Genomic DNA, 23,209 nt, shown 5'->3' with positions numbered 1-23,209 from the left:
TGTTGCCCCTCTGACATTAAAACGGACCAGCCGTCTGTTTTCGCCCTCATTTTTTATCTTGGGTCGATTTTTTCTTCGGAATCTTTGGATTTTACAGTTTCGATAATGATCCGGCCGTCCTTTTCGCGGGCAGCCAGCGGGTAGAGCGACGTCACACCCTTTATGAAACTATCGGCGTCGCCCGCATCGAACACGCCATTGACCAGATGGCGGCCAGCAGCCGGATCCCCGATGACGATCGGCGAGGCGGCGTAACGATTGATCCGCTCCACCGCATCGGTCAGCGGCATATCGACGAAATCGACGTGCCCGCCTTCCCACCCCAACGAGCGGCTGGCGTCGACGGGAAGGATTTCGGCAGCGCCCGATGACAGGCTGGCGACCAGTTCCTGCCCGGGCAAAAGCTGTGTCGTCGCCTGCGCAGCCGGTCGACGGGCCCTGATATTTGCGGTCGCCGCCGCCCGCGGCACGACGGCAACCTGCCCTTCGAACAGCAGAACGCGGAGCTGATCGCGCAGCAGTTCGACGCTGAAGCTCGTTCCGATCGCCACAACCGCTTGCGAACCCGCCGTCACAGTGAACGGCCGGAGCGGATCTTTTGCCACGTCGAACTTGGCGCGCCCCCGATCGAGCACGATCGCGCGTCGCTCATCAGTAAAAGATACCGACATCTGGCTGGCGGCATCCAGCGAAATGCTCGACCCGTCTTCGAGACGAACGATCCGCCGCTCGCCGACCTCCGTCGAATAGACCTCTGGCCGTTCGCTCCAATACCACCCCCCCATGCCCGCGGTCAGCGCGAGAGCGGCCATCGTCGCGATGGCGCGGCGGCGCGTTGGAGCGGAAGGCGAGCGGCGGGCCTTTTCCATTGTGGTCAAAGCCGCGGCCCGGAGCGACAGGAAACCCGGCATTTCAGCGATGGCGTCGGTTCCCTGCCACACCGTCACCATCTGCTCGAAATGATAGGGATGGCGCTCATCCGCTGCCAGCCATTCGTCGAAATCCGTCTGTTCGCGGACGGTCAGCGCGCGATCGGCGATGAGCAGGCACCAGGCCGCCGCCTGCTCCTCCCGTTCGACGACGCGATCATTGTCATTTTGCGGGGCCATCATGGTCGCCGCTCCATCCGGCGTGCCAGAAAGACCAGCGCGCGCGAAATATGCTTGTCGACCGTGCGGAGATGAAACCCGAAATTGTCGGCGATCGTCTGCTTCGGAATATTCTCCACGCGATACAAGATGAAAATCTGTTGCGTGGGTTCGGGAAGCGCCTGAATTGCGGCCCACAGGATCGAAATGGATTCGCGCGCGGAAACAATCCGGAAAGGGTCAAAGCCGTCGATACCGGCGCTGGTGTCGCTTCGCACCGCATCCGCGAAATTTCGGCGCACGCGGTCGTGGCGCGCCCGGTCCGTTACAAGGTTGGCGGCGATCCGGAAAATATAGGCAGCGCTCGTCTCTTCGCCGCTCCCCTGCGTGTTCGATAGTCGCAAAAAAACCTCGTGAGTCATGTCTTCGGCTTCCGCGAGGCTGGCAACGCGCCGGGAAAAAAAGGCGATCAACGGCGGCCGGAACTTCCGGGTCAACCGTTCCAGTTCGGAGGCAGGTTCTGCCTTCACGTCTCTCCCTTTTTTCCCTCTCCAACATGAAACGGCTATCCGGGCCAAATGCGCCCTCTTTTTTTTAAAGCACGACATCGTCCGAAGATCGCGCGGCAATCTTGCGGGGGCTTATCGCTATACACAGCTTGCCGCTTCGGAACATCGCAACGCCACAGCGGCGGCAACGATATCGACGCAGGACTCTGTGGGATCGCCTAAGGGCGCGCGGTGCACCCAGGCGGACGGGGCCGCAACAGCGCGCGCCCTGCGGATACGCCGGTTGCCCGGCTGTCATCGATCGCCAATTCGCCGTTGACGAACAATTTCCGGACGCCGACGCTGAGTTCGCGCGGGCGCACATAATTGGCGCGCGGCGCATATTGCGCGGGATCAAAGACCAGCACGTCGGCGAAATAGCCCGGGCGCAGATAGCCCCGCCGATCGATCTTGTAGATGTCGGCGGTACGCCCAGTTGATTGGCGAATGAAAGTCGCCAGGCTGATGACGTTCCGCTCGCGGACATAGCGCACATATTTTTCGGGGAAGGTGGCGAACATGCGCGGGTGGCCGTCCGATCCGTCGGACGAGGTCACCATCCACGGCTGCTTCATCAGCAGGTCGACATCGGCCTGCGCCATGTTGAAGGACGCGACCGCGGCCCCGCCGCTCTTCGCACCCTGATCTTTCGCTTCGATGCTCTGCCGGATGATCCGCAGCGCCGCGTCGCGGCTATCGATCTTCCACTCGCCCGCGACCTCCGCAAGCGTCTTGCCGGTCCATGGAAAGTCATGCGCGATCAAGAGCAGCGCTCCTGCCCCGCCGCGGCGGCGAAGATTGTCCTGCATCTCGGTCCTGATCCGTGCGAGCGTAGCCGGATCGTCCAACCGCTTCAGCAATGCCGCCCCGCCGCCATCGACGGACCAGCGCGGCAGCAACGACGCGTCGAGGCTCGATCCCGAAGCAAGCCAGGGATATTGGTCGGCGGTCACGTCCACGCCCGCCTTGCGTGCCGCATCGATCGCCGCGATCACCGCGCCGGCCCGTCCATGGACATCGACGCCCAGCGCTTTCAGATGCGCAAAATGGACCGGCATTCCGGCCTGTCGGCCGATCTCGATGGCTTCCTGCACCGATCCCAGCAGACCGATGCTGTAGCTGGATTCGTCGCGCTGGTGGGTATCGTAAAGCCCCCCGCGCATCGCCGCCTCACGCGCCACAGCGACAACTTCTCCGGTTGTGGCAAAGCTTTGCGGGGCATAGAAAAGGCCGGTAGAAAGGCCCACGGCCCCTTCGCACATCCCCTTGGCGACCAGCGCCTTCATCGCATCGAGCTCCGCCGGGTTCGGGGCGCGCGCATCCTGCCCCAGAACCCGCTGGCGAACGGGTCCGAAACCGACAAAAGGGACGATATTGGTGCCAATCCCCGAGCCCGCCAGCTTGCCGGCATCCTCCGCAACATCCGGCGTCCCATAACCGTCGACGCCGATCATCACCGTGCTCACACCCTGATTGAGCCAGGCTGCGTTGACACGCACCGACTTGTCGGGAGACCGGATGAAGCTGTCGGCATGGGTGTGCGGATCGATGAAGCCGGGCGCGACGATCATGCCCTTCGCGTCGATGACCCGCTCTGCCGAGTAGCGACCGGATAGGCCGACATGGACGATCCGGTCGCCACGGATCGCGACATCGCCGACAAAGGGTTTGCCCTCGCCGCCGTCATAGATCGTCCCGCCGCGGATGATCACATCGACCGTTCCGTCGGTGCGCGCCGCGGCCCCGGCGACGCAGAGCAGCGCAGCAATCGCCGAGAGCGAGCCAATAGTCCGGCGAACCGATATCGATGCGAGCGGCGACGGCATCGGCGTAATCCTTCCATGGCGCTTTTTACGGCGACGAGGATGTCCTGAACGGACGACCCGCGTCGAGAGAGTGTTGTTGCACCCCCTATAACCCGATGGCATAGAGGTGAAAGGGGCGGCAAATATGCGGCCCAAACAACAGATAATCAAACGCATCTTCGCCGCATCTTTGGGATCATAACAGGATGAACCTGCGCCAGATCGAGATCTTTCACGCGGTCTTCCTGCATGGTACGGTCAGCGCCGCCGCGCGGTCGCTCAACGTGTCGCAGCCGTCGGTGACCAAGGTGCTTCGTCATGCCGAACGCTCGATCGGCCTGACTTTGTTCGAACGGTCGAAGGGCCGGTTGATCCCGACCGAGGACGCGCACACGCTGTTCGCCGAAGTATCCGACATTCAGGACCGCGTGCGGTCGCTCCGCCAGGCGTGCCAGAACTTGCGCCACGGGCGCGGCGGGCTGCTTCGCATTTCCGCGCTGCCTTCGCTGGGTCTCGGCGCGATCCCCGAGGCCGTGTCCCGTTTTCTGGGCGACCACGAAGATATCATGTTCGACCTCCAGACGCTGCACCACGACGAAATGGTGCGAAAACTCTATGAGCATGAAACCGATATCGCGATCAGCTTCGAAGTGCCGCTGTCAGCCCCGGTCGCGCATCAGGTGATCGGCGAAGGCGAGCTGGTGGTCATCTATCGCGAAGAGGATATGCCCGGCGCGCCGCCGCGCCTGCGTCTTGACGAACTGTGCGGGCAAAAATTCATCAGCCCGGCGCAGAGCGGCCCGATCGGCCGGATGCTGTCCAGCGAGCTCAATCGGCTGGAGGTCGTGCTCGACGAGGTGGTGTCGGCGCGCACCTATTATGTCGCGGCGGCGCTGGTCGGCGCGGGTGTCGGCATGGCGATCGTCGACAATTTCACGGCCCATGCCGCGCTGCCCCCCGGCCTCGTGAGCCGGCCATTGCAACCGGCGATCACGTTCGACATCAATGCGGTCTATCTGCAGAATCGCCCGCCATCGCGAACCGCCTCGGCGTTCCTCGCCGTGCTCGCAACGGTGATCGAGGGACTATAGCATCAAGCTATAGGATATGGGGCGCTAGATATTGGGGCGTTGCGGCCGCTGGCGATAATATCGACGCTTCACCAGCTCGCAGGTTTCCCTGACCCATGATCGAAACACCCTATCTTCTCTACCTCGGCCATTCCAATGATGATGTCGGCATCAAGACCTCGCGCGGGCTCGCGGTGTTCCGACCCGACATCTGCGTCGGCGAATTTCGCCATGACGATTGCAAGCTGACGCTGGGCCTGCCGCGCATGGACTTTGCCGCCGCGCGCGCTGCGGGCGCACGAACGCTCGTGCTGGGTATCGCCAATGCCGGCGGCAAGCTGGGCGACGATCTGGTTGGCGACGCGCTCGCCGCGATGGAGGCGGGGCTCGACGTCGCGTCGGGCCTGCACCAGCGGTTGAACGCCGACCCGCGCTTGGCAGAAGCCGCTTCGCGCCTCGGCCGCACGCTGCACGATGTACGCGAACCGCGGCCGGACCTCCCGATCGGCAATGGCAAGCCGCGCGCTGGAAACAGGCTGTTGACCGTCGGCACAGATTGCTCTGTCGGCAAGATGTACACGACGCTCTGCCTCGCCAGCGCGCTCGAAAAGCGCGGTGTTCCGGCCGATTTCCGCGCGACCGGACAGACCGGAATCCTGATCGCAGGCGACGGCGTTCCGGTCGATGCCGTGGTTGCCGATTTCATCTCGGGCGCGATCGAACAGATTTCGCCCGCCCGCAGCGATGGCGGATGGGACCTGATCGAGGGTCAGGGCTCACTTTATCATCCGTCGTTCGCCGGAGTGTCGATGGGCCTGTTGCATGGCGCCCAGCCCGACGCGCTCGTCCTGTGCCATGACCCGTCGCGGCAGCACATGCGCGGGTTGCCGCATTATGCCCTGCCCGATCTGGCCGAATGCCTCGAGGCCAATCTGCGCGCGGGGCGCCTGACCAATCCCGATGTGCGCGTGGTGGGCATCGCGCTCAACACGTCGGCGTTGCCCGAGGATGAAGCGATCGCACTGTGCGCCCGGACCGAAGCCGAGTTCGACCTTCCGACCAGCGACCCGTATCGCTTTGGGGTCGAGACGATCCTCGACCGGCTGCTTCATACGCCGCTCCTCGCTCAAACCGCCTGATCCGCCGCCGATGCAACGCACCCTCTCCGTCATTGGCGAAACATTTCCGCTAAGCTCCCCCTTCCGCATTTCGCGCGGGGTCAAGACTGCCGCAGAGGTCGTGACCGTCGCCATCGCGCAGGATGGCGTCATCGGGCGCGGCGAAGGCGTTCCCTATCCCCGCTATGGCGAGAGCGTTGAAAGCGCGGTCGTCGCGATCGAGGCCTTGCGCGAAGCGATCGAACAGGGGCTGGGCCGGCAAGACCTGCTCCAGAAATTGCCCGCCAGCGCCGCGCGCAACGCGGTAGATTGTGCACTTTGGGACCTGGAGCTGCAGCTGGCGGAACGCGATTTCGCGGCGGCGTTCGAACTTGAGCAGCCGCTCCGCCCGATCGTCACCGCGATGACCATCAGCCTCGACACCCCCGATCGCATGGCACTCGCCGCGGCCGCCCTCGCCGACGTGCCGCTGCTGAAAGTCAAGGTCGATCGGGGCGATCCTGCCGCACTGCTCGCGGCCGTCCGCGCCGCGGCGCCGCATCCACGGATGATCGTCGATCCCAATGAAAGCTGGACGATCGACGAAGTCCGTGACCTGCAGGGGCTGATGACCGATTTGCGCATCGACCTGCTCGAACAGCCGCTGCCAGCCGATGCCGACGGCGATCTCGCCGGCTTTCAGTCGGCGATCCCGATTGCGGCAGATGAATCGGTCCATGTCGCGGCCGATCTCGATGCCCTGCCCGACGGCTACAGGGTCGTGAACATCAAGCTCGACAAGGCGGGCGGGCTGACCGCCGCGCTCGACCTTGCGCATGCTGCGCGGCAGCGCGGGTTGGGAGTGATGACCGGCTGCATGATCTGTTCGTCATTATCGATCGCGCCAGCATGGGCCATTGCGGCGAAGAGCGAATTTGCCGACCTTGACGGACCGCTCTGGCTTGCAGAGGATCGCGCAGGCGGGGTCGGCGGCGCGAATGGCCTGTTGTCACCGCCACGGTCCGGCTTTTGGGGCGGCATTTGATACGATCGGGGCATATGGGGCGATGACAGGGTTTCTTCGCGGCTGGTTCGCCGTCCCGCTGTGGCAGCGCGTATTGGGCGCGATGATAATCGGCATGCTGCTGGGGCTCGCCTGGCCCGCCGCCACAGCCGCCATCGCCTTCGTCGGCGAGTTGTTCGTCCGGCTGATACGGATGCTCGTCGTCCCAATCGTCTTCATCAGCATCGCGTCGGGTGTCACTGCGCTGGCCGACCCTCGCAAGCTGGGGTCGGTCGGCGCGCGCACGGTCGGGATGTTCGCGGCGACCACCTTTTGCGCCGTATCGATCGGCATCGCCGTCGGCCTGCTGATCGAGCCGGGTGCCGGCGCAGCGCTGGGCAACGCTGTCCCGCACGCGCTCGGCGAGGCCAAGTCGCTGCACGACCAGCTGATGGGGATCGTGCCGGTCAATATCGTCCAGGCGCTCGTCGATGGCGATATGCTGGCGATCATCTTCTTTTCGATGCTGTTCGGTTTCGGCGTCATCCTGGCCGGTGAACAAGGCCGCCCGATGGCCAATTTGCTGCAATCGGCAAGCCAGGTGATGTTTCATCTGGTGCGGATCATCATGGAAGTAACACCGTTCGGCGTCCTCTCGCTGATCGCCAAGGCGGTCGCCGATAACGGCGTTGCAGTGTTTGCCAATATCGGCTGGCTGGCGGTCGGTGTCGCGGTGGGCGTGGTCCTGCAAATATTGCTCGTCCATGTGCCGCTCCTTGCCTTTGCCGCGCGGCAGCCGGTCTTGCGCTTCTACCGCACCATTATCGACGCGCTGGCGGTCGCCTTTTCGACCGCATCGTCGGCCGCCACCCTGCCCGTCGCGCTGCGCATCGCGCTCGAAGACCTCCGCATCGCCCCCGGCGTCGCATCGACCGTGCTACCGATCGGCGCGAGCATCGGCAAGGACGGCACCGCCATGTATGTCGGTCTGCTCAGCATCTTTGCGTTGCAGGCTGTCGGCATCCAACCCGACCTCCAGATGCTGGCAATCATCCTGTTGACCGGTGCGCTCGCCGCGTTCGGCACCGCACCGATCCCGTCGGCGTCACTGTTCATGCTCGCCGCAGTCCTGTCTTCGGTCGGCATCACCCCCGAACAGACGGCGCTTGTTATCGGCTTCGTCCTGCCCTTTGACCGCCTGCTCGACATGACCCGCACGGTAGCGAGCGCCAGCGCCAATCTGACGGTGACGACCACGGTGGCACGCTGGGAGAAGGCGATTGAGCCAGAGGCCGGCAAATGACCGCCACGGCATTGGATGCCAATGCCGTGGCAGCGGCGTTTTCGAGCGATAATGACGCCAGGTCGGCGCAGCGACGCGTCCGCGCCCTCTATCTGCTGCTCGGCTTTTCCGCCGGGCTGCCCTTTTACATGTTCTCGACCGTGCTGGCGGTGCGGCTGACCGATCATGGCGTCGCGCTGGCGATCATCGGCTTTTTCGCCTGGGTCCAGTTGTTGCCGACCTTCAAATTCCTTTGGGCACCCTTGCTCGACCGCTATGCGGTGCCGGGCTTTACGCGCTTCTGGGGAAAAAGGCGCGGCTGGATCATGCTGTCGCAGCTCGGCATCGTGACCGCGATGGTGGCGATGGCGTTCACATCAGCCGACGACAGTCTGGCGCTGACCGCCTTGTTCGCCGTGCTGCTCGCGTTCTGGACCACGACGCTGGAGGTCGCCGCCGACGCGTGGCGGGTCGAACTTGGACCAACGCCTGAGTTGCAGGGGCCGCTCGCAGCCGCGAATCTGTGGGGATATCGCACCGCAATGGTCGCGGCGGGCAGCGGAGCACTGCTGTTCGCGGACGTCGGCGGCAGCCTGGCGCCGACGCTCCATTCGCTGGGCTTCGTACCCGGCTGGACCGCCGCTTATCTGTTGATCGCAGCAGGAGCATTCGTACCCCTGCCGATCCTCATGGCTCTCCCGCCCGAACGGCGCGGCGACCGTGGTCGCTCCGCCGCGCTGGCGGGCGGACTGGTGACGAGCGCGGCAATCCTGCTCGCGCTTGCAGCCTTGGTCGCGGCGGTCGGCTGGCTATTGCTCGGCGCAGCCGCAGGGATCGGCATCAGCGCCAAGACGAACGTCACGCCCTGGGTACTCGGCATTGCGATGCTGCCGTTCCTGACGATGGCCGCGATGCTGCCGCGCATCCGGGGCGCCGCGCCCGATTCTCCGCTACGCGCTTCGGCGGCGATTGGCCCCTATGTGGATTTTTTCTGGCGCTACGGCGGTCTCGCAATCGCATTGATGGCATTTGTTTCCATCTATCGCATGGGCGACGTGCTGGCGCTCAACCTGTCAAAGCCGATGATCCTTGGCATCGGCTATACCAAGACCGAGATCGGCTGGGCCGACGGCGTCGTGGCGTTGGCCGCCAGCATCGTCGGCGTCGGGCTGGGCGGATGGATGACGACCCGCTGGCGTTTCGGCGTCACCCTGACGATCGGCGCACTCTTTGCGGCGCTCGGCAATTTCGGCTTCGTCTGGCTCGCGCACCAGCCGCACGACCAGAATATGCTCTATATCGCGACCGCCGCCGACCAGTTCGGCAATGGCATGGCCGGCGCCATCTTTGTCGTTTACCTGTCGATGCTGGTAAATCCGCGCTATCCGGGCGCGCAATATGCCTTTCTGTCGGGCTTCGCCTTCCTGTTGCCGCGGCTATTGTCGGGGGCGGGTGGCACAGTCGTCGGGCAGCTCGACGCGGCAGGATATAATGGCTTCGACCTGTTCTTTCTGGCCTCGGGCGTGATCAGCCTGGCGGCGATCTTGTTCCTGCCGCTGATCGGGCGGGTCAAGGCACGGGCGGACGACCGGCCATGATCGACGCCGCCTTTGCGCCGGTGGCTGCGGCGGTCGAGGCCGGGCGGATTCCCGGCGCGGCGCTGGGCATCGTTTCAGCCAGTGGCCAGAGCGCGGTGCGTTTCGCCGGGATGGCCGCGCTCGTGCCCGAACGCGAGGAACTGACCCGCGACCATTGGTTCGACCTCGCCTCGCTCAGCAAGGTCATTGCGACCACCACGATGATCCTGAAGCTCGCCGATCAGGGGCGCGTCGACCTTGACCGGCCGTTGACCGACGCAATACCGGACCTGCGCCAATATGACGTCGCGAACGCCGCCGAGCGCAAGCTGACCTTCCGCGACTGCCTGATGCACCGCAGCTTCCTGCCCGCGGTCGAGCCGATCTACACCTATGACGGCGATCCGGCACGGCTTCGCGCCTTTGTCTTGCAACGCGAATGGCGCCATGGGCCGCCCGTCTATTCGGACATCAATTTCATCCTGCTAGGTATCGCGATCGAGCGCATCACCGGCGCGCGGCTCTCGGATTGGCCGCTCGGCGCAGCGCTGAGCTTCGGCCCGCCCCCCGGCCCTGCCGTCGCGACAGAAGATTGCAGCTGGCGCGGCCGCGTGATGAAGGGCGAGGTGCATGACGAGAACGCCTTCGCGCTTGGCGGCGCGCCGGGCCATGCCGGGCTGTTCGGCACCATCGACGGCGTGCTGGGTTTTGCCCGCGCGATGCTCGACGGATCAATGCTGTCGCCCGCGATGCTGGCCGAGATGCGCACCGCCGACGAGCGCCATCGCACCTGCGGCTGGGAACGCGCCTTTGCCGGCTGGCATGGCGGCGACACCTGCTCGTCAGACACGGTCGGGCACACCGGCTTCACCGGTACCGGGCTTTGGATCGATTTCGAGCGCGGCCTCGCCTGGACCCTGCTCACCAACCGGGTCCATCCGACCCGCCACGCCGACAGCGGCATCGCCGCCCTGCGCCCCGCGGTGGGCGACGGGGTCATCACTGCCTGGGACGAACGGACATAATATGAGACCATCGACAAGACGCTTCGCACTCGCATCGGCCCTCGCGCTATCCCTGTCGCTGAGCTCGGCGAACGCGCAGACGAGCCCTACGCCCACGCCGCTGCTGACCACGGTCGAGCAGAAACTCGCCGAAGGCCCCGCGGGTTCGCGGTTCGGCATGCTCGTCACGACACTTGAAGGCGAGGTTTTGGTGTCGATCGCCCCTGACCAGCGCTTCATCCCCGCGTCCAACACGAAGATGTTCACGACCGCGATCGCCTATGCCGAGCTGCCGCTGCTGCAGCGGACCGCGAAAGGCACCGGCGTGCGGCTCGAAACGGGTAGCGATGGCGCGATCGATGTGGTGCTGCACGGCCGCGGCGACGCGCTGCTGTCGAGCGCCGACGACTGCAAGGCCGATTGCCTGCAGGTGCTGGCCGACGCGGTCGCGGCGAAGACCCGCCATGTGCGCAATATCACCGGCGACGATAGCTGGTTCCCCGACGAACGCTGGAGCCCCGGGATGAGCTGGAACAATATCTCGTCGCGCTATGGCACCGGCACGTCCGCGTTGACGCTCGACGACAATGAGCTGGTGGTGAAGCTGGCGCCAAGGGCGGTCGGCGTAGCGCCGGGCGTAGAGGCGTCTGGTTATTACATCATCGAAAATCGGGTCACGACCGTCGCGGGCAAGGAGGAAGCGATCGAGGCCGACCGCATGCCGAACAGCCGTATCCTGCGCCTGACTGGTACGGTTGGTGCCGAGGCGGGGCCGCTGACGCTGCGCTATGGCATCGACGATCCGGCGCATTACGCAGCGTGGCGCCTCGGCGAACTGCTGCGCGCGCGCGGAGTGCGCGTCGATGGTCAAATCGAAGCGCGCCACCGGCCGCTGACGCCGGCCGACGATCCCGAGAACCGCAAAGGCGTTCCCGCTACCCTGCCGGTCGAACCGGCAATGCTCGCCGAATTGCCCGCACCCTCGCTCGCCGAAAATATGGTGCGGATCAACAAGGAGAGCCAGAATCTCCACACCGAACTGATGCTGCGACGCGTGTCGCGGCAGGCAGGCAGCGGTTCAATCGCCGACGGACAGGCAGTGATGCGCAACGTAATGACGCAGGCGGGGCTACCCGAGGCCGGCTATCACTTTGCCGACGGGTCGGGCATGTCGAGCTACAACCGCATCAGCCCGCGCGCCGCCGTCGACCTGCTCAGCTGGATCGCGCGCCAACCCTGGGGCATGGCGTGGCGGGGCACGCTGCCGATCGCGGGGCGCGACGGCACGTTGGCGAGCCGCTTCAAAGGAACGCTGCTCGAAGGCAAACTCTTCGCCAAGACCGGGTCGCTCAACGCGTCGCGCGCGCTGTCGGGTTATCTGACGACGCGCAGCGGCAAGACGCTGATCTTCTCGGCGCTGGCGAACGATATGCCCGATGGGACCGACAGCCAGGCCACCGCCGCAGTCGACCGCGCGCTGGTGGCTATCGCCGAGACGCTTTAGGCGGGCGTCAGAACCAGCCGCCCCGCGGCATGCCGGTCGACCGCCGCCTTGCTGAACCACAGGGGCTGCATCGCGCCAGCGAGCCAATAGGGATAAAAGTCGCGATAACGCGGCGAGCGCGGATCGGCGGACTGGCCGGGAAGCAGCAGGAAGCGGCTGTTATCCCACGCACCGACGTCGGCGACGAACAAATAGCTTGCGCCATGTGACACGTTGAAACTGCGCTTGGGGTTGAAGCCGCGCGCCATCGGCGTTGTCCCGTCGCCGCCCGACCGGCCGCCCTCGATCTTAGGAAACGCGGCCGCGATCGCCGGGTTCGACGCCAGCGAATGCGCAATCACGACGCGGTGTAGGTCGCCCCACTTCCAGCGTGCCGGATCGGGCCCGCCGAGTTCGACCGCCTTTTTCCATCCCGCCGCCAGCGCGCGGTCGACGATCGCGTCGCGCGCCGCGGCAGGATCGTCGCCCAGACGCTTGTCGGGCGACGCAAGGATGCGCAGCATTTCTGACAAATTGACCGACGGGACCAGATCGCGTGCCGCCGCGGGCATGATCCGGTCGTAGAAGTCCGTCGACAGCGCCGGCATCACCATTTCATAGAGCAGCGCGGCAGCGCTATCGGCCTCGATCCCGCAATCCCATCGCCGGAGCAATGCGGCGGCGGGCGCGGCATCCGCCGACGGATTGGCGGGAAGCAGCTTCAACAGCGCGCGCGCCGGAAGCGACTGCACGTCGTGCTGCAGCGCGATGCTGTCCTCGATCCGGTGCTTCGGCTGCGCGCGCAGCACTTCGGCGATGCGATTGTAGCGGAACGGGTCGCTCCAGCTGAAGCTGATGATCCGTTCGCGATAGGGATAGCCCACCGGCAGGTTCATCTGGTTGGCCGAGGCGAACCAGCCTTCGCGCGGGTTATAGACGTGGGGCATATCCTCGACCGGCAAGATGCCCGTCCAGTCGAAATCGCCGTCGCCCGGCGCGGGAAACAGCCCGTCATGCTTTGGCCGGCGCGGGGTGAAACCGATCGTCTGCCAGCCGGTGTTGCCGTCGATGTCGGCATAATGGAGATTGGTCGGCGACACATGCAGCTTGAATGCCTGCCGCAGCGACACCCAGTCCTTTGACAGATTGATCGCGATGATCGCGAAACGCTGATTGGCACCCGGCAGCATACTGACCGTGGCAAAAGCGACCGCGCGGTTCCGCACAGCGTCCTGCGACACGACCGGGCGGCCCGCGGCATAACGCAAAGTCACGCGCTCCGGCGGCGCGCCTTTGACCGCAATCTCGTCCTCGAAGATCTCGAACGGCTTCCACTTGCCCTTGTGCCAATAGCGGCCCGGATCGCCCTCTTTGGTGCGCAGGATGAACAGGTCAGTCTGGTCGATGTGAAAATTGGTGCGCCCGAAAGCAAAACGGTCGGTATGCCCCTGCATGATGCCGGGCAGCCCCGGCGCGCCCGCGCCAATGACATCGAGCCCCGGCGCCGACAGGTGGCACATATGCCGCGGGCTGGCGCGCCCGATGCCAAGATGCGGATCATTGGCGAGGATCGGCCGCCCGGTCGCGCTGCGCGAAGGCGCGATCGTCCACGCATTGCTGCCCAGCGCAAAGCGATCGGTCCAGCGCGCTTCGGGGTCGAACTGCGCCTCCTGAACCGGGTCGAAATCCATCGGCCGGTTCGCCGGATCGAGTATGCCGAGGTCGGCGTCGCTCACCACGGCGCAGTCGAGCCCTTCAGGCACGGTGAAAGACCAGGCGGGGCGCAGCGGCGCCATCAACTGATCGGCATCGAGCAGGCCGCGCGCCTGAAGCTGCGCCCGGCGCACCTCATCGTCGGCGTCGCCCATGCCGATGCCGCGGTTCCGCACCAGATCGCCGATGTCCCATTGCAGCGGCCTGATCCCCAATATGCCATATTCTAGCGGCAATTGCGCCGGATCGGCCACCAGTTCCGAGATCCGCGCGTTGACCCCGGCGACATAGCCGCGCGCGCATTCGAGCACGTCGGGGGGCAGTGCCGCCAGCTCGGCTTCGATGTCTCCGCGATAGAGGAAGAGCCGCGCCGCCTTGTCGGCCGCGACGAAGCGCGGCCCGAAGGCCTCGGCCATTCGCCCCATGTCGCGGCGATGCTCCATGTCGATCTGGAACAGCCGGTCGCGCGCAACCAGATAGCCCTGCCCAAAGAACGCATCGTGCAACGACGCGGCGCGGACGTGCGGCACGCCGAGTTCGTCTTCGACCACCTCAACCGGCGCGCGCGAGCCCGACAATCTGAGGGTTTGCGTGGCGCCCTTGACCCGGGGTTTCGCCAAAAGGCTTCCGGGCATTGCGACAAGCGCAACAGAAGCCAGCAGGAACGCGCGGCGCTGGATCAACAGGTCCTCCCCGATCAGGAATGAAGATGACGAAACGCGACCCTATCGCAGCATGGCGCCGCACGGCCATAGCAAGCGGGCTGCGCCCTATAACTACAAGCTATCCGCACCGGCCCTCGCGGATTTCGGCCACGCCATTCCCTGAGGCTATATGTCCATATCGCCGGGTTAGCAGCGAAGCTGTTGACCCCCCGCGACCACCCTGTAACCTCCGTGTCACGAAACCGGCTGCTCGCGCGCCTTTATTGCGTGGCGATGGTGGAACGGTATGGCGAAATATCACGGAAAAACCATAAGAAGACGGGCCAAGGCATCCGTCGGACGAACAGGTGGGACAATAGGGCGAGCCAGGGTTGGCGTATCGAATGCGGGGCACGCATCGGACGTCAACATGGCTAGGCCCTCGGGCAAAAAGGGGACTGTTAGAATGCGTGATTTTGGACGAGTTCGCGGGCCGCTGGGCGGCAAAAGCCGTTTTGGCGTGGCGATGACCGCACTGGCGCTGGTGCATGGAGCGCCGGCCTATGCGCAGGAGACATCGGCAGCCGCAGCCAGCAACGAAGCTGCGCCCGGCGACCAGATCATCGTTACCGGCTCGCGCGTTGCGCGTGACGGTTTCCAGGCCCCGACCCCGCTGGTCGTGCTGACACAGCAAGATATCCAGAACACCTCGCCGTCGAACAATATCGCCGACTTCGTCAACCAGTTGCCGCAACTTGCCGGGTCGACAAAGCCGGGCAACTCGCGTCTGAACATATCCAACGGTTCGGCGGGCATCAACGCGCTCAATATGCGCAATCTGGGCGAAAGCCGGGTGCTGGTCCTCGTCGATGGCCGCCGATCGGTCGGTTCCACGATCTTCGGCTGGGTCGACATCAACACGATCCCGCAGGCGCTGGTCGAGCGCGTAGAGGTGGTGACCGGCGGCGCCTCATCGGCCTATGGGTCGGACGCCGTTACCGGCGTGGTCAACTTCGTCCTCAACAAGAAGATGGAGGGGCTGCGGATTAGCGGCGACATCGGGCTTACCGACAAGGGCGACGGCTTCAACTATTCAGGCAGCGTCGCGGGCGGCCTGTCCTTTGCCGATGGGCGCGGCCATGCCGTATTCAACGCCGAGATCGCGCACCAGGACGGCATTTACGAAATCGACCCGAGCGACCGGCCGTGGAACCACAAGGGCTATCTTGCCTTTGCCAACCCGGCCTATGTGGTGACCAACGGCGTCGGCAACGGCCAGCCCGCCTTCATCACCTTCCGCGAAAACGCGGGCCAGACCAACCAGGCGCCGGGCGGCTTCATCACGGCCTCGGCTGGCAACAATAACGGGCTTCGCGGCACCTATTTCGGCGAGAATGGTCAGGTCAATCAGTTCAACTATGGCTCGTTCAATTCGCCGGCGCTGGGCGGCAGTTCCCCGGTCACCCGCACCGTCGGCGGCGACTGGCGCGTCAACGATTCGGGCCGCCGCATCGGTCTTGCGCCGAAGGACGATCGCTGGGGCGTCTATGGCCGCACCAGCTTCGACGTGTCGGACAATGTCACGCTGTTCGCCGAAGGGTCGTTCAACAAACAGGAAGTCTTCTTCAACGCGGGCCCCAACCTCGGTTCGGCGGTGCTCAACACAACCGGCTGCACGACCATTCCGGTGCCCACCACCTGTAACGCCTTTGCCCTGCAAACGCTGGGCGCCGCTCGGCTTGCCGGTGTCACCAGTGTCAGCATCACGACCACGGCGGCCGACCTTCCCTTTCGCGGCATCAACAACAAGCGCCAGGTTCAGCGCTATGTCGTCGGCGCCGAGGGTCAGTTCGACGCCTTTGGCAAACCCGCGCGCTGGGACATCTTTGGCCAATATGGCCGGTCCGATGTCCGCGAACAGCTGCGCAATATCATGCATGTCACGCGCATGGCGAACGCTTCGAATGCGGCCTTTGCACCCGACGGCTCGATCCAGTGTCTGATCAACGTCGATGCCGACGCCACCAACAATGATGCAGGCTGCGTGCCGCTCAACCGCCTCGGCATCGGCGTCGCCAATCCGGCGGCAATCGATTATGTGCTCGGCGACCCGTACCGCAAACAGGTCCTCGAACAATATGTCACCGGCGCCAACCTGTCGCTGACCCCCTTCGCCACATGGGCGGGCGACGTCAGCGTCGCGATCGGCGGCGAATATCGCGAAGAAAAAATTCGCGGCAGTGTGCCGACCGAGTTCCAGCCAATTGCGACGGTGGACGCCAACGGGCGCCCCGGATTCCGCAACGCATGGTCGGTCGGCAACTACCTGCCGTTCAAGGGCAGCTACAATGTGAAGGAAGCCTATCTCGAGACCGTGGTGCCGCTTGGCTTTGGTCTCGAATTCAACGGCGCGGTGCGCGCGACCGATTATTCGACCTCGGGCTATGTCACCACCTGGAAGCTCGGTGCGACCTGGGCGCCGATCGAGGATATCCGGTTCCGCGTGACGCGGTCGCGCGACATTCGCGCGCCGAACCTGAACGAGCTGTTCCAAGCCGGCACCGCGAACAGCGATTCGGTCCGCAACCCGAACTTCGACGCCAACAACCCGGCCAATGGTCCGCAATTCTTCCCCTATTCCGGCCTGACGACGGGGAATCCGGGGCTCCAGCCCGAAAAGGCCGACTCGTGGAACATCGGCGGCGTGATTACGCCGCGCTTCCTGCCCGGCTTCTCGGCATCGGTCGATTATTTCCGTATCGACCTGGGAGATGCGATCGACACGATCAGTGCGCAGGAAGTCGTCAATCGTTGCGATGAAGGTGTTCAGGCCTTCTGCGACGCGATCACCACCGACCCGACCCGATCGACGCCGACCACACCCTATCTGCTGATCCGCACCCAGCCTTTCAACTATGTAAGCCGGCTGGTGCGCGGTATCGACTTCGACGCGGCCTATCGTCTGCCGGTGGGAGAAGATAGCTCGATCACGCTGAAGGGGACCGCGACGCGCTATATCGAAAATCTCGCGGACACCGGCATCGCGGGGACGACGCCGGTGAACACGGTGGGTACAAACGGTGGTCAGGCAAGCACGCCGAAGTGGATTTTCCGCGCCAACGTCAACTATTCGACCCCGACCTTCTCCGGTACCGTCACGGGCCGGGGCGTCAGCTCGGGTAAATATCTGGCGAATGCGATCGAATGTACTTCGGGATGCCCGACCTCGACCAGCCAGTTCCCGACCTATGATAACAATCATGTCAAAGGCACGTTTTACGTCGATCTCAACCTGACCCAGAAGGTCAGCGTCAAGAGCGGCTCGGAGGCGGAGTTCTTCTTCAACGTCACCAATCTGTTCGATGCCGATCCGTTGCTGCTGCCCGAAACCGGTTTGGCCGCGAACAGCACCTTTTCAGACCTGCTCGGCCGCACCTTCCGCGTGGGCGTCCGCTTCAAGACAAAGTGAGCGCAGGCAGATGAAAGAAAAGGGAGGGCTCTCGCAGCCCTCCCTTTTTTACCACCCTGAAGTGCCGGAAGGATGAAGAGCGGCCCCTCCGGCTGCTCTATTTGCGCGTCATCGATTTCTACACCGTTTTCGATGGCGTGAACGGCGTCACGCAAATCGATGAAAAGGGTCAGATCGGATCGTGGATCAACACCGGCCAGGCGCGACTTGGATATCGCGATGGCGGGTTGCGGTTGCGCTGGAAGGTTCGTTTACACGGGCAAGGCGGTCGACAGCAATCTGCGGCTCGCGATGGCGGAGGCGGCCGGATCGAACCCGCCCTTCCTGCGCATCGGCGACCGCGTGCGCCACGATTTCTACGCCAGCGTCGACCTGCCTTCGGCGGGCAATGATTTCCTTACCTATGCCGGCGTCAACAACGCCTTCAACAGCGTCAGCCCGTACCTGTCGTCGGGAACGGCGTCGGGGAGCTCGCAAAATTTGTCGGGCGATTATGACGTGATCGGCCGTTATCTATACGTCGGGTTCGAAGCGAAATTCTGATCCGCCTCTGTATGCCGCCGCCACACCCCTCCCGGCGGCGGCATACTTATCCTGCTGGATCCCAGCCGATGATCCGTCGCAGCACCGCCGTTCACCTCGTCGCCCTGTCGCTCGCGATCCTGCCGCTGGCCGCAACGCCGGCCGCTGCGCAGGAAGGGCGGGTTCGATCCGGCCGCCTCCGCCACCGCGAGCCGCGCGGACGATCGCCGCGGTCCTCATCCATTTGCAAAGCGACGACACCTTTCGCGCCGACACCCGAGCCGCTCACCGAAGCCCCGGCAAGCGCTTCGAAACCCGCCGAGGCGCAAGCCGAGTGAATATATCGTCCCGTCCGGACCGAAACTGATCCCATCAAGCGCATCGATATTGCGCCAGCGGCCTGCTAGGAAGGCGGCCTGAAGGGATCAACGTGTTCGACTTCCTAGCATTTCTTGCCATCGTCATTTTGTTCGTCCTGTTGATGGACACGCGCGGCCGATTGAAGCGGGCCGAGGCCACGCTGGTGGAAGCGGCCAGGCGAATCGGAACATTGCAGCGCGGCGCCGCGCCTACCCCGAACGAGGATGAGGCCGCCGCGAAGACCGCGACCGACGATCGCGAAATCGCCGCGCCAGCGCGGGCCAAGCCAGCTGTTGCCGCCACCGCAGCAGCGCCGCCCGCCGCGCAGGTATCCCGGCCCGTCGAAGCCGCTGTCCGCGCAGGCGGGCAACCCGCGCCGGCAGTTACAACCGCATCTGCTCCTAAGCCATCCGGGGCGTCCCATCCGTCCGGACCGCCTGCCAGCCTTGCTTCGCGTTTCGAGAATCTGTTCGGAAAGACGCTGCCGATCTGGGCCGGCGGCCTGACCCTCGCGATCGCGGGCGTATTGATTGTGCGCTATGCGATCGATGCCGGCTTTTTCGCGCGTGTCTTCACGCCGGGGGTGCAGATCGTCGCCGGGCTTCTGTTCGGCTTCGCGCTGATCGGCGGGGCCGAATATGCCTGGCGGAACGAGGAAAAATTGCGCGACGTGCGCGTGCCGCAGGCGCTCTCCGGCGCGGGCATCGCCACGCTCTATGCCGCAATCATGGTCGCCGCGAACGTCTATCAGTTGATCGGGCCGCTGCTCGCCTTTTTCGCGCTCGCGCTCGTCACTGCCGCGGCGCTCGGCCTGTCGCTCCGGTTCGGTCCGCCCAGCGCGCTGCTCGGCCTTGCGGGCGGACTTGCGGCGCCGGCGATGGTCGGCGCGGTCGAGCCCAATGTACCGCTGCTGGCGGTCTATCTGGCGCTCACGATCGCAGGCCTTGCTGGGGTGTCGCGCGCGCGCCGCTGGCCGTGGCTGGCGCTCGCGGCACTGATCGGCGGGATCGGCTGGGGCTTGTGGATGGTCCTCGCCAGCACGGCGCTCGACGTCGTCGCTTCGCTCTCGATCGGTGGCTTCGTCCTCCTTCTCGCCATCGCGCTGCCGATGATGGCGTTCGACGGTCCGCGCTCGACGCTGTTGCGCACGGCATCGGCGGCGGTCGGGGCCTTCCAGCTGGCGCTGCTCGTCGGCTATGGCGGCTTTGCTCCGCTTCATTGGGGCCTGTTCGCGCTGATCGCCGCCGCCGGGCAATGGCTCGCCTGGCGCAACCGTGACTTCGCTATCGTTCCGTCGATCAGCCTGCTGCTCTCGCTCGCGCTGCTCGTCGCCTGGCCCGATCCGACACCGTTCTGGTTTGCCCTGATCGGGCTGTCATTGCTCGCGATCCACGCGCTGCCGCTCCTGGCGCTGTTGTGGGCGCCGCCCAAAAACCTGCGCGCGACGCTGGAGCTTTGCACCATCGCGCTGGCCGGCGCACCGCTCACCAAATGGCATTTCGGGGATATCGGCGATACGTCGCTGGCCATGGTAGTGCTCGGCGGCGGCTTGCTGACCGGGGTTGGCATCGCGCGCGGCTGGAACGTCGAAGGACGAACGCGCGACAGCCGCTTTGCCTGGCTGACGGCAACGAGCGGCGCGCTGCTTGCGCTCGCCATGCTCCTTATCTTGCCTGCTTGGCTGTCACCGCTCAGCATCGCAGCGGTCGCGGTCGCGCTACTGTCCTTCGGAAAGGCGGCGCAGGACGCACGCATCGAACGGGTCGCAACAGGTTTCGTCGGCGCCGCGCTCGTCGCCCTCGTCGCGACGCCGCGCGCGTTCGACGAACTGCCCCGGCTGGCCGCGGGCGCAGGCGGCATGGACAGTATGGCGGTTGTCCGCTGGGCTGGCCTCGCGCTCGTCGCGGTCCTGTTCGCAGTCCGCGGCGAAGGCGCCATCGTGCGCCGGATCGGGCAGATCGCTGCAGCGCTATTTGCGTATGGAGCCTTTGCGCAATTCGTTCCCGCCTCCAGTTTGATGCTCGTTCCCGCGCTGGGCGGAGCGGCAATGCTTCTTGCGGTGCGCCGAACCGGTTTCGATCGTGTAGACGGTGCCGTCACCAGCCTTGCGGCGCTCAGCCTCGGCTGGGCCGCGCTGCCGATTTTCCTCTGGTCCACGAAAGCGCTGCTATCGCTGGTCGGCATGCCAATGCAATTCGACCTGCTGCTTCTCACCGCCCAGCCGCTGTTGTTGCGGCTGCTCGTTCCGGCGCTGATGTTCGCAATCTCGCTCTGGCTGATCCGTGATGCCTTGCCCCGCTGGCTCTGGATCACCGCGCTCAGCCTCGCCGCGATCGTTGGAAGCGTCGCCGTCCATTCGCTCTATCGTCTCGGGTTCGCTGCGATGGCGGGTGACGATTTTGTCGCGACGGGCGTGTTGCAGCGGCTGATCTGGGAAGCGTTGCTGATCGGGAGCGGATGGTTCGCGCTGACCCGCGGGCTGACGGGGGCGGCGCGCCCACTGATCGTCGCGGGCACCGCCCACGCGCTCTTCTATGGTCTGCTACTCCACAATCCCCTGTGGTCAATGCAGGCGGTTGGCGGCTGGCCGCTCATCAGCCTGCTGATCCCGCTTTTCCTGCTGCCGTGGTTCGGCCTGTCACAGACGCCAGTGATGTTTGCCCAGCGAGCGGCACCTCTCGACCGCATCGTCCAGATCGCGACAATGTTGCTCGTCGCGGGCTGTGCGTGGGCGACACTTCGCCAGCTTTTCCACGGCACCTTGCTCGCCACACCGGGCGTCACCGACGCGGAGAATATCCTGCGCTCGATCCTGCTCCTCGCGCTGGCGCTCGGCTTCCTCTTGTGGGGTATCCGGACAAAGCGTCACGACTGGCGGATCGCGTCGCTGGTGCTGATGATCGGCGCGGCGGGCAAGGTGTTCCTATTCGACACCTCGGGGCTCGAGGGGCTTGCGCGGATCGGATCGTTCGTCGCGCTCGGGTTCAGCCTGATCGGGATCGGCTGGCTCTATAGCCGCCAGCTTGCGCCCGATCGGGGCACCGAACCGGCTCCGCCCGGCGTCAGCTGACCGAACGACACGATCGCGTCGATAGCGGCGGCCCAATTCGGTCTTCGTGAGCGGCCCGATATTTTTCTCGACGGGCTGCGCGCACGCGGCTGGCTTTTCTACACCTTCATCGGCGGCAGCGCCCGATTCATGTTCGCGTGGAACGCCGATGTCGCGACGGTAGACTAGTTGGCTCAGGATATTCTGGAGCTTTGCGAAGTGGTGCCGGCCGGGTAGCGAGCCTCCAATTCGGCCTGCCCCTTCCCATCGGCACCGTGCGCCGCCATGGCATGAGGCCTGCGAAACCGGAACTGCGAATCGATGCTGCGTCACCTTCCCCCCATTCCCGCCTGGTCCTCGGCGCTGATTGCCGCGCTTGTCGGCTTTGGCGGTACGATCGCGCTCGTCGTCCAGGCGATGCGCAACCTCGGCGCCTCACACGCCCAGACGGGTTCGGCGGTCACCGCGCTGTGCCTCGGCATCGCGCTCGCCGGCGCGGCGCTATCGTGGCGGCTGCGCATCCCGGTCGTGCTCGCATGGTCGACCCCGGGCGCGGCTCTGCTCGCGGTTGCGCCCCCCGGCCTGTCCTGGCCGGTCGCCGTCGGCATCTTCCTGTCGGCAGCACTGATGATGATCCTGCTCGGCATCGTGCCGCTGCTCGGGCGGCTTGCGGAGCGCATTCCCTCGTCGATCGCTTCGGCGATGCTCGCGGGCGTGCTTCTGCCCTTCTGCCTCAAGCTGTTCGGGCTCGGCGTAGCCGATCCGTTGCTGATCGCCTTGCTCGTTGCGGTTTTCGTCGTCGCTCGCCAGCGGCTGCCACTTTATGCGCTGCTCTTCGCGCTCGCGGCAGGCATGGCGCTCACACTGCTCCGCGGCGATATGGGGTCGCTGCCGCGGGGCGCAACCTTTGGCACGCTCATGCCCGTCGCCCCGGTCTTCGACGCAGGTGCGATCCTCAGTGTCGGCCTGCCGCTGTTCCTCGTCACCCTGGTGTCGCAAAACCTGCCCGGCCTCGTCGTGCTGCGCAGCGCGGGCTATGATCCGAAGCCGCGCCCGCTGCTCGTCGGCAGTGGCATCGCGTGGCTTGCGGCGGTGCCGTTCGGCGCGCATGGCCTGAACCTCGCGGCGATCACCGCCGCGATCTGTACCGCCGACGAGGCGCACCCCGACCGCGCGAAACGCTGGACCGTGGGCATTCTGTATGCCGCATTCTATCTGCTGCTCGCGATCTTCTCCCCTTTGCTGGTGCGGGTGTTTCTCGCGCTGCCACCCACGGTGATCGCAGCGCTGACCGGCGTTGCGTTGATCCCCGCACTGCTCGGCGCGATGGAGACTATGCTGGCGGACAGATCCGATCGCGACCCGGCGATCCTGACCTTCCTTGCCACCGGATCGGGGTTGACGCTGTTCGGGCTTGGGTCGGCCTTCTGGGGGCTGGTCGTCGGCTTTCTGGCGCTGGCGGCGAGCAGATGGCTGGCACGGCGCGGCTGACGTC

General features: G+C 65.1%; 16 protein-coding genes and 1 pseudogene. 13 read left to right on the top strand and 4 right to left on the bottom strand.

Annotated features, from left to right (window positions below):
* Positions 1-53 precede the first annotated feature (53 nt).
* From AC3A43_RS02375 to AC3A43_RS02365, 3 genes are all read right to left on the bottom strand, one after another.
* Positions 54-1,112: a FecR family protein gene (locus tag AC3A43_RS02375; protein ID WP_487790939.1), complete on the bottom strand. Its 1,059-nt coding sequence runs from the start codon at positions 1,110-1,112 to the stop codon at positions 54-56.
* Positions 1,109-1,666 (bottom strand): RNA polymerase sigma factor, encoded by a 558-nt coding sequence (locus tag AC3A43_RS02370; RefSeq protein ID WP_487790938.1) that lies wholly within the window; start codon positions 1,664-1,666, stop codon positions 1,109-1,111. The genes AC3A43_RS02375 and AC3A43_RS02370 overlap by 4 nt, the downstream gene beginning before the upstream one ends.
* A gap of 149 nt (positions 1,667-1,815) precedes the next feature.
* On the bottom strand, positions 1,816-3,462 hold the full coding sequence (locus AC3A43_RS02365) for an N-acyl-D-amino-acid deacylase family protein (protein ID WP_487790937.1): 1,647 nt from the start codon (positions 3,460-3,462) through the stop codon (positions 1,816-1,818).
* A gap of 185 nt (positions 3,463-3,647) precedes the next feature.
* Here AC3A43_RS02365 and AC3A43_RS02360 point away from each other — a divergent pair, with 185 nt between their 5' ends.
* The 7 genes from AC3A43_RS02360 to dacB all read left to right on the top strand — a co-directional run bounded on the left by AC3A43_RS02360 (position 3,648) and on the right by dacB (position 11,978).
* Positions 3,648-4,532, top strand: coding sequence for a LysR family transcriptional regulator (locus tag AC3A43_RS02360; protein ID WP_487790936.1), 885 nt, complete (start codon positions 3,648-3,650; stop codon positions 4,530-4,532).
* Positions 4,533-4,627: 95 nt separating this feature from the next.
* Positions 4,628-5,650 (top strand): N-acetyltransferase DgcN, encoded by a 1,023-nt coding sequence (gene dgcN, locus AC3A43_RS02355; RefSeq protein ID WP_487790935.1) that lies wholly within the window; start codon positions 4,628-4,630, stop codon positions 5,648-5,650.
* Between the two features lie 10 nt (positions 5,651-5,660).
* Complete coding sequence (gene dgcA / locus AC3A43_RS02350; protein ID WP_487790934.1) at positions 5,661-6,653, top strand: N-acetyl-D-Glu racemase DgcA; 993 nt, start codon at positions 5,661-5,663, stop codon at positions 6,651-6,653.
* 22 nt (positions 6,654-6,675) lie between these two features.
* A complete protein-coding gene (locus AC3A43_RS02345) occupies positions 6,676-7,914 on the top strand; it encodes a dicarboxylate/amino acid:cation symporter (RefSeq protein WP_487790933.1) in 1,239 nt (412 codons plus the stop codon).
* Positions 7,911-9,491 carry an MFS transporter gene (locus AC3A43_RS02340; RefSeq protein ID WP_487790932.1) on the top strand — a complete coding sequence of 527 codons (1,581 nt, stop codon included), beginning with the start codon at positions 7,911-7,913 and terminating at the stop codon, positions 9,489-9,491. The genes AC3A43_RS02345 and AC3A43_RS02340 overlap by 4 nt, the downstream gene beginning before the upstream one ends.
* Positions 9,488-10,495, top strand: coding sequence for a serine hydrolase domain-containing protein (locus tag AC3A43_RS02335; RefSeq protein WP_487790931.1), 1,008 nt, complete (start codon positions 9,488-9,490; stop codon positions 10,493-10,495). The genes AC3A43_RS02340 and AC3A43_RS02335 overlap by 4 nt, the downstream gene beginning before the upstream one ends.
* A gap of 1 nt (position 10,496) precedes the next feature.
* A complete protein-coding gene (dacB, locus tag AC3A43_RS02330) occupies positions 10,497-11,978 on the top strand; it encodes a D-alanyl-D-alanine carboxypeptidase/D-alanyl-D-alanine endopeptidase (RefSeq protein WP_487790930.1) in 1,482 nt (493 codons plus the stop codon).
* Here dacB and AC3A43_RS02325 read toward each other — a convergent pair.
* Entirely contained in the window at positions 11,975-14,353 is a 2,379-nt protein-coding gene (locus AC3A43_RS02325; RefSeq protein ID WP_487790929.1) for a penicillin acylase family protein, read from the bottom strand. The two genes, dacB and AC3A43_RS02325, sit on opposite strands and share 4 nt — an antisense overlap.
* Positions 14,354-14,780: 427 nt before the next feature.
* Between AC3A43_RS02325 and AC3A43_RS02320 the strand changes: the two genes are divergently transcribed.
* The 6 genes and pseudogenes from AC3A43_RS02320 to AC3A43_RS02295 all read left to right on the top strand — a co-directional run bounded on the left by AC3A43_RS02320 (position 14,781) and on the right by AC3A43_RS02295 (position 23,205).
* Positions 14,781-17,783, top strand: coding sequence for a TonB-dependent receptor domain-containing protein (locus AC3A43_RS02320; protein ID WP_487790928.1), 3,003 nt, complete (start codon positions 14,781-14,783; stop codon positions 17,781-17,783).
* Positions 17,784-17,990: 207 nt separating this feature from the next.
* On the top strand, positions 17,991-18,326 hold the full coding sequence (locus AC3A43_RS02315; RefSeq protein ID WP_487790927.1) for a hypothetical protein: 336 nt from the start codon (positions 17,991-17,993) through the stop codon (positions 18,324-18,326).
* Positions 18,327-18,394: 68 nt separating this feature from the next.
* Positions 18,395-18,643 (top strand): hypothetical protein, encoded by a 249-nt coding sequence (locus AC3A43_RS02310; protein WP_487790926.1) that lies wholly within the window; start codon positions 18,395-18,397, stop codon positions 18,641-18,643.
* 92 nt (positions 18,644-18,735) lie between these two features.
* Positions 18,736-21,735, top strand: coding sequence for a DUF2339 domain-containing protein (locus AC3A43_RS02305; RefSeq protein WP_487790925.1), 3,000 nt, complete (start codon positions 18,736-18,738; stop codon positions 21,733-21,735).
* A gap of 54 nt (positions 21,736-21,789) precedes the next feature.
* A pseudogene (locus AC3A43_RS02300) lies at positions 21,790-21,903 on the top strand (threonine aldolase); the annotation flags it as partial.
* Between the two features lie 132 nt (positions 21,904-22,035).
* Entirely contained in the window at positions 22,036-23,205 is a 1,170-nt protein-coding gene (locus AC3A43_RS02295) for a benzoate/H(+) symporter BenE family transporter (RefSeq protein WP_487790924.1), read from the top strand.
* The last annotated feature ends 4 nt before the right edge of the window (positions 23,206-23,209 follow it).

The sequence above is a fragment of the Sphingopyxis sp. Soil_C_28 genome, assembly GCF_057657055.1.
Note: the sequence above shows the minus strand (reverse complement) of the source record. Positions and strands in the feature narration are given on the sequence as shown.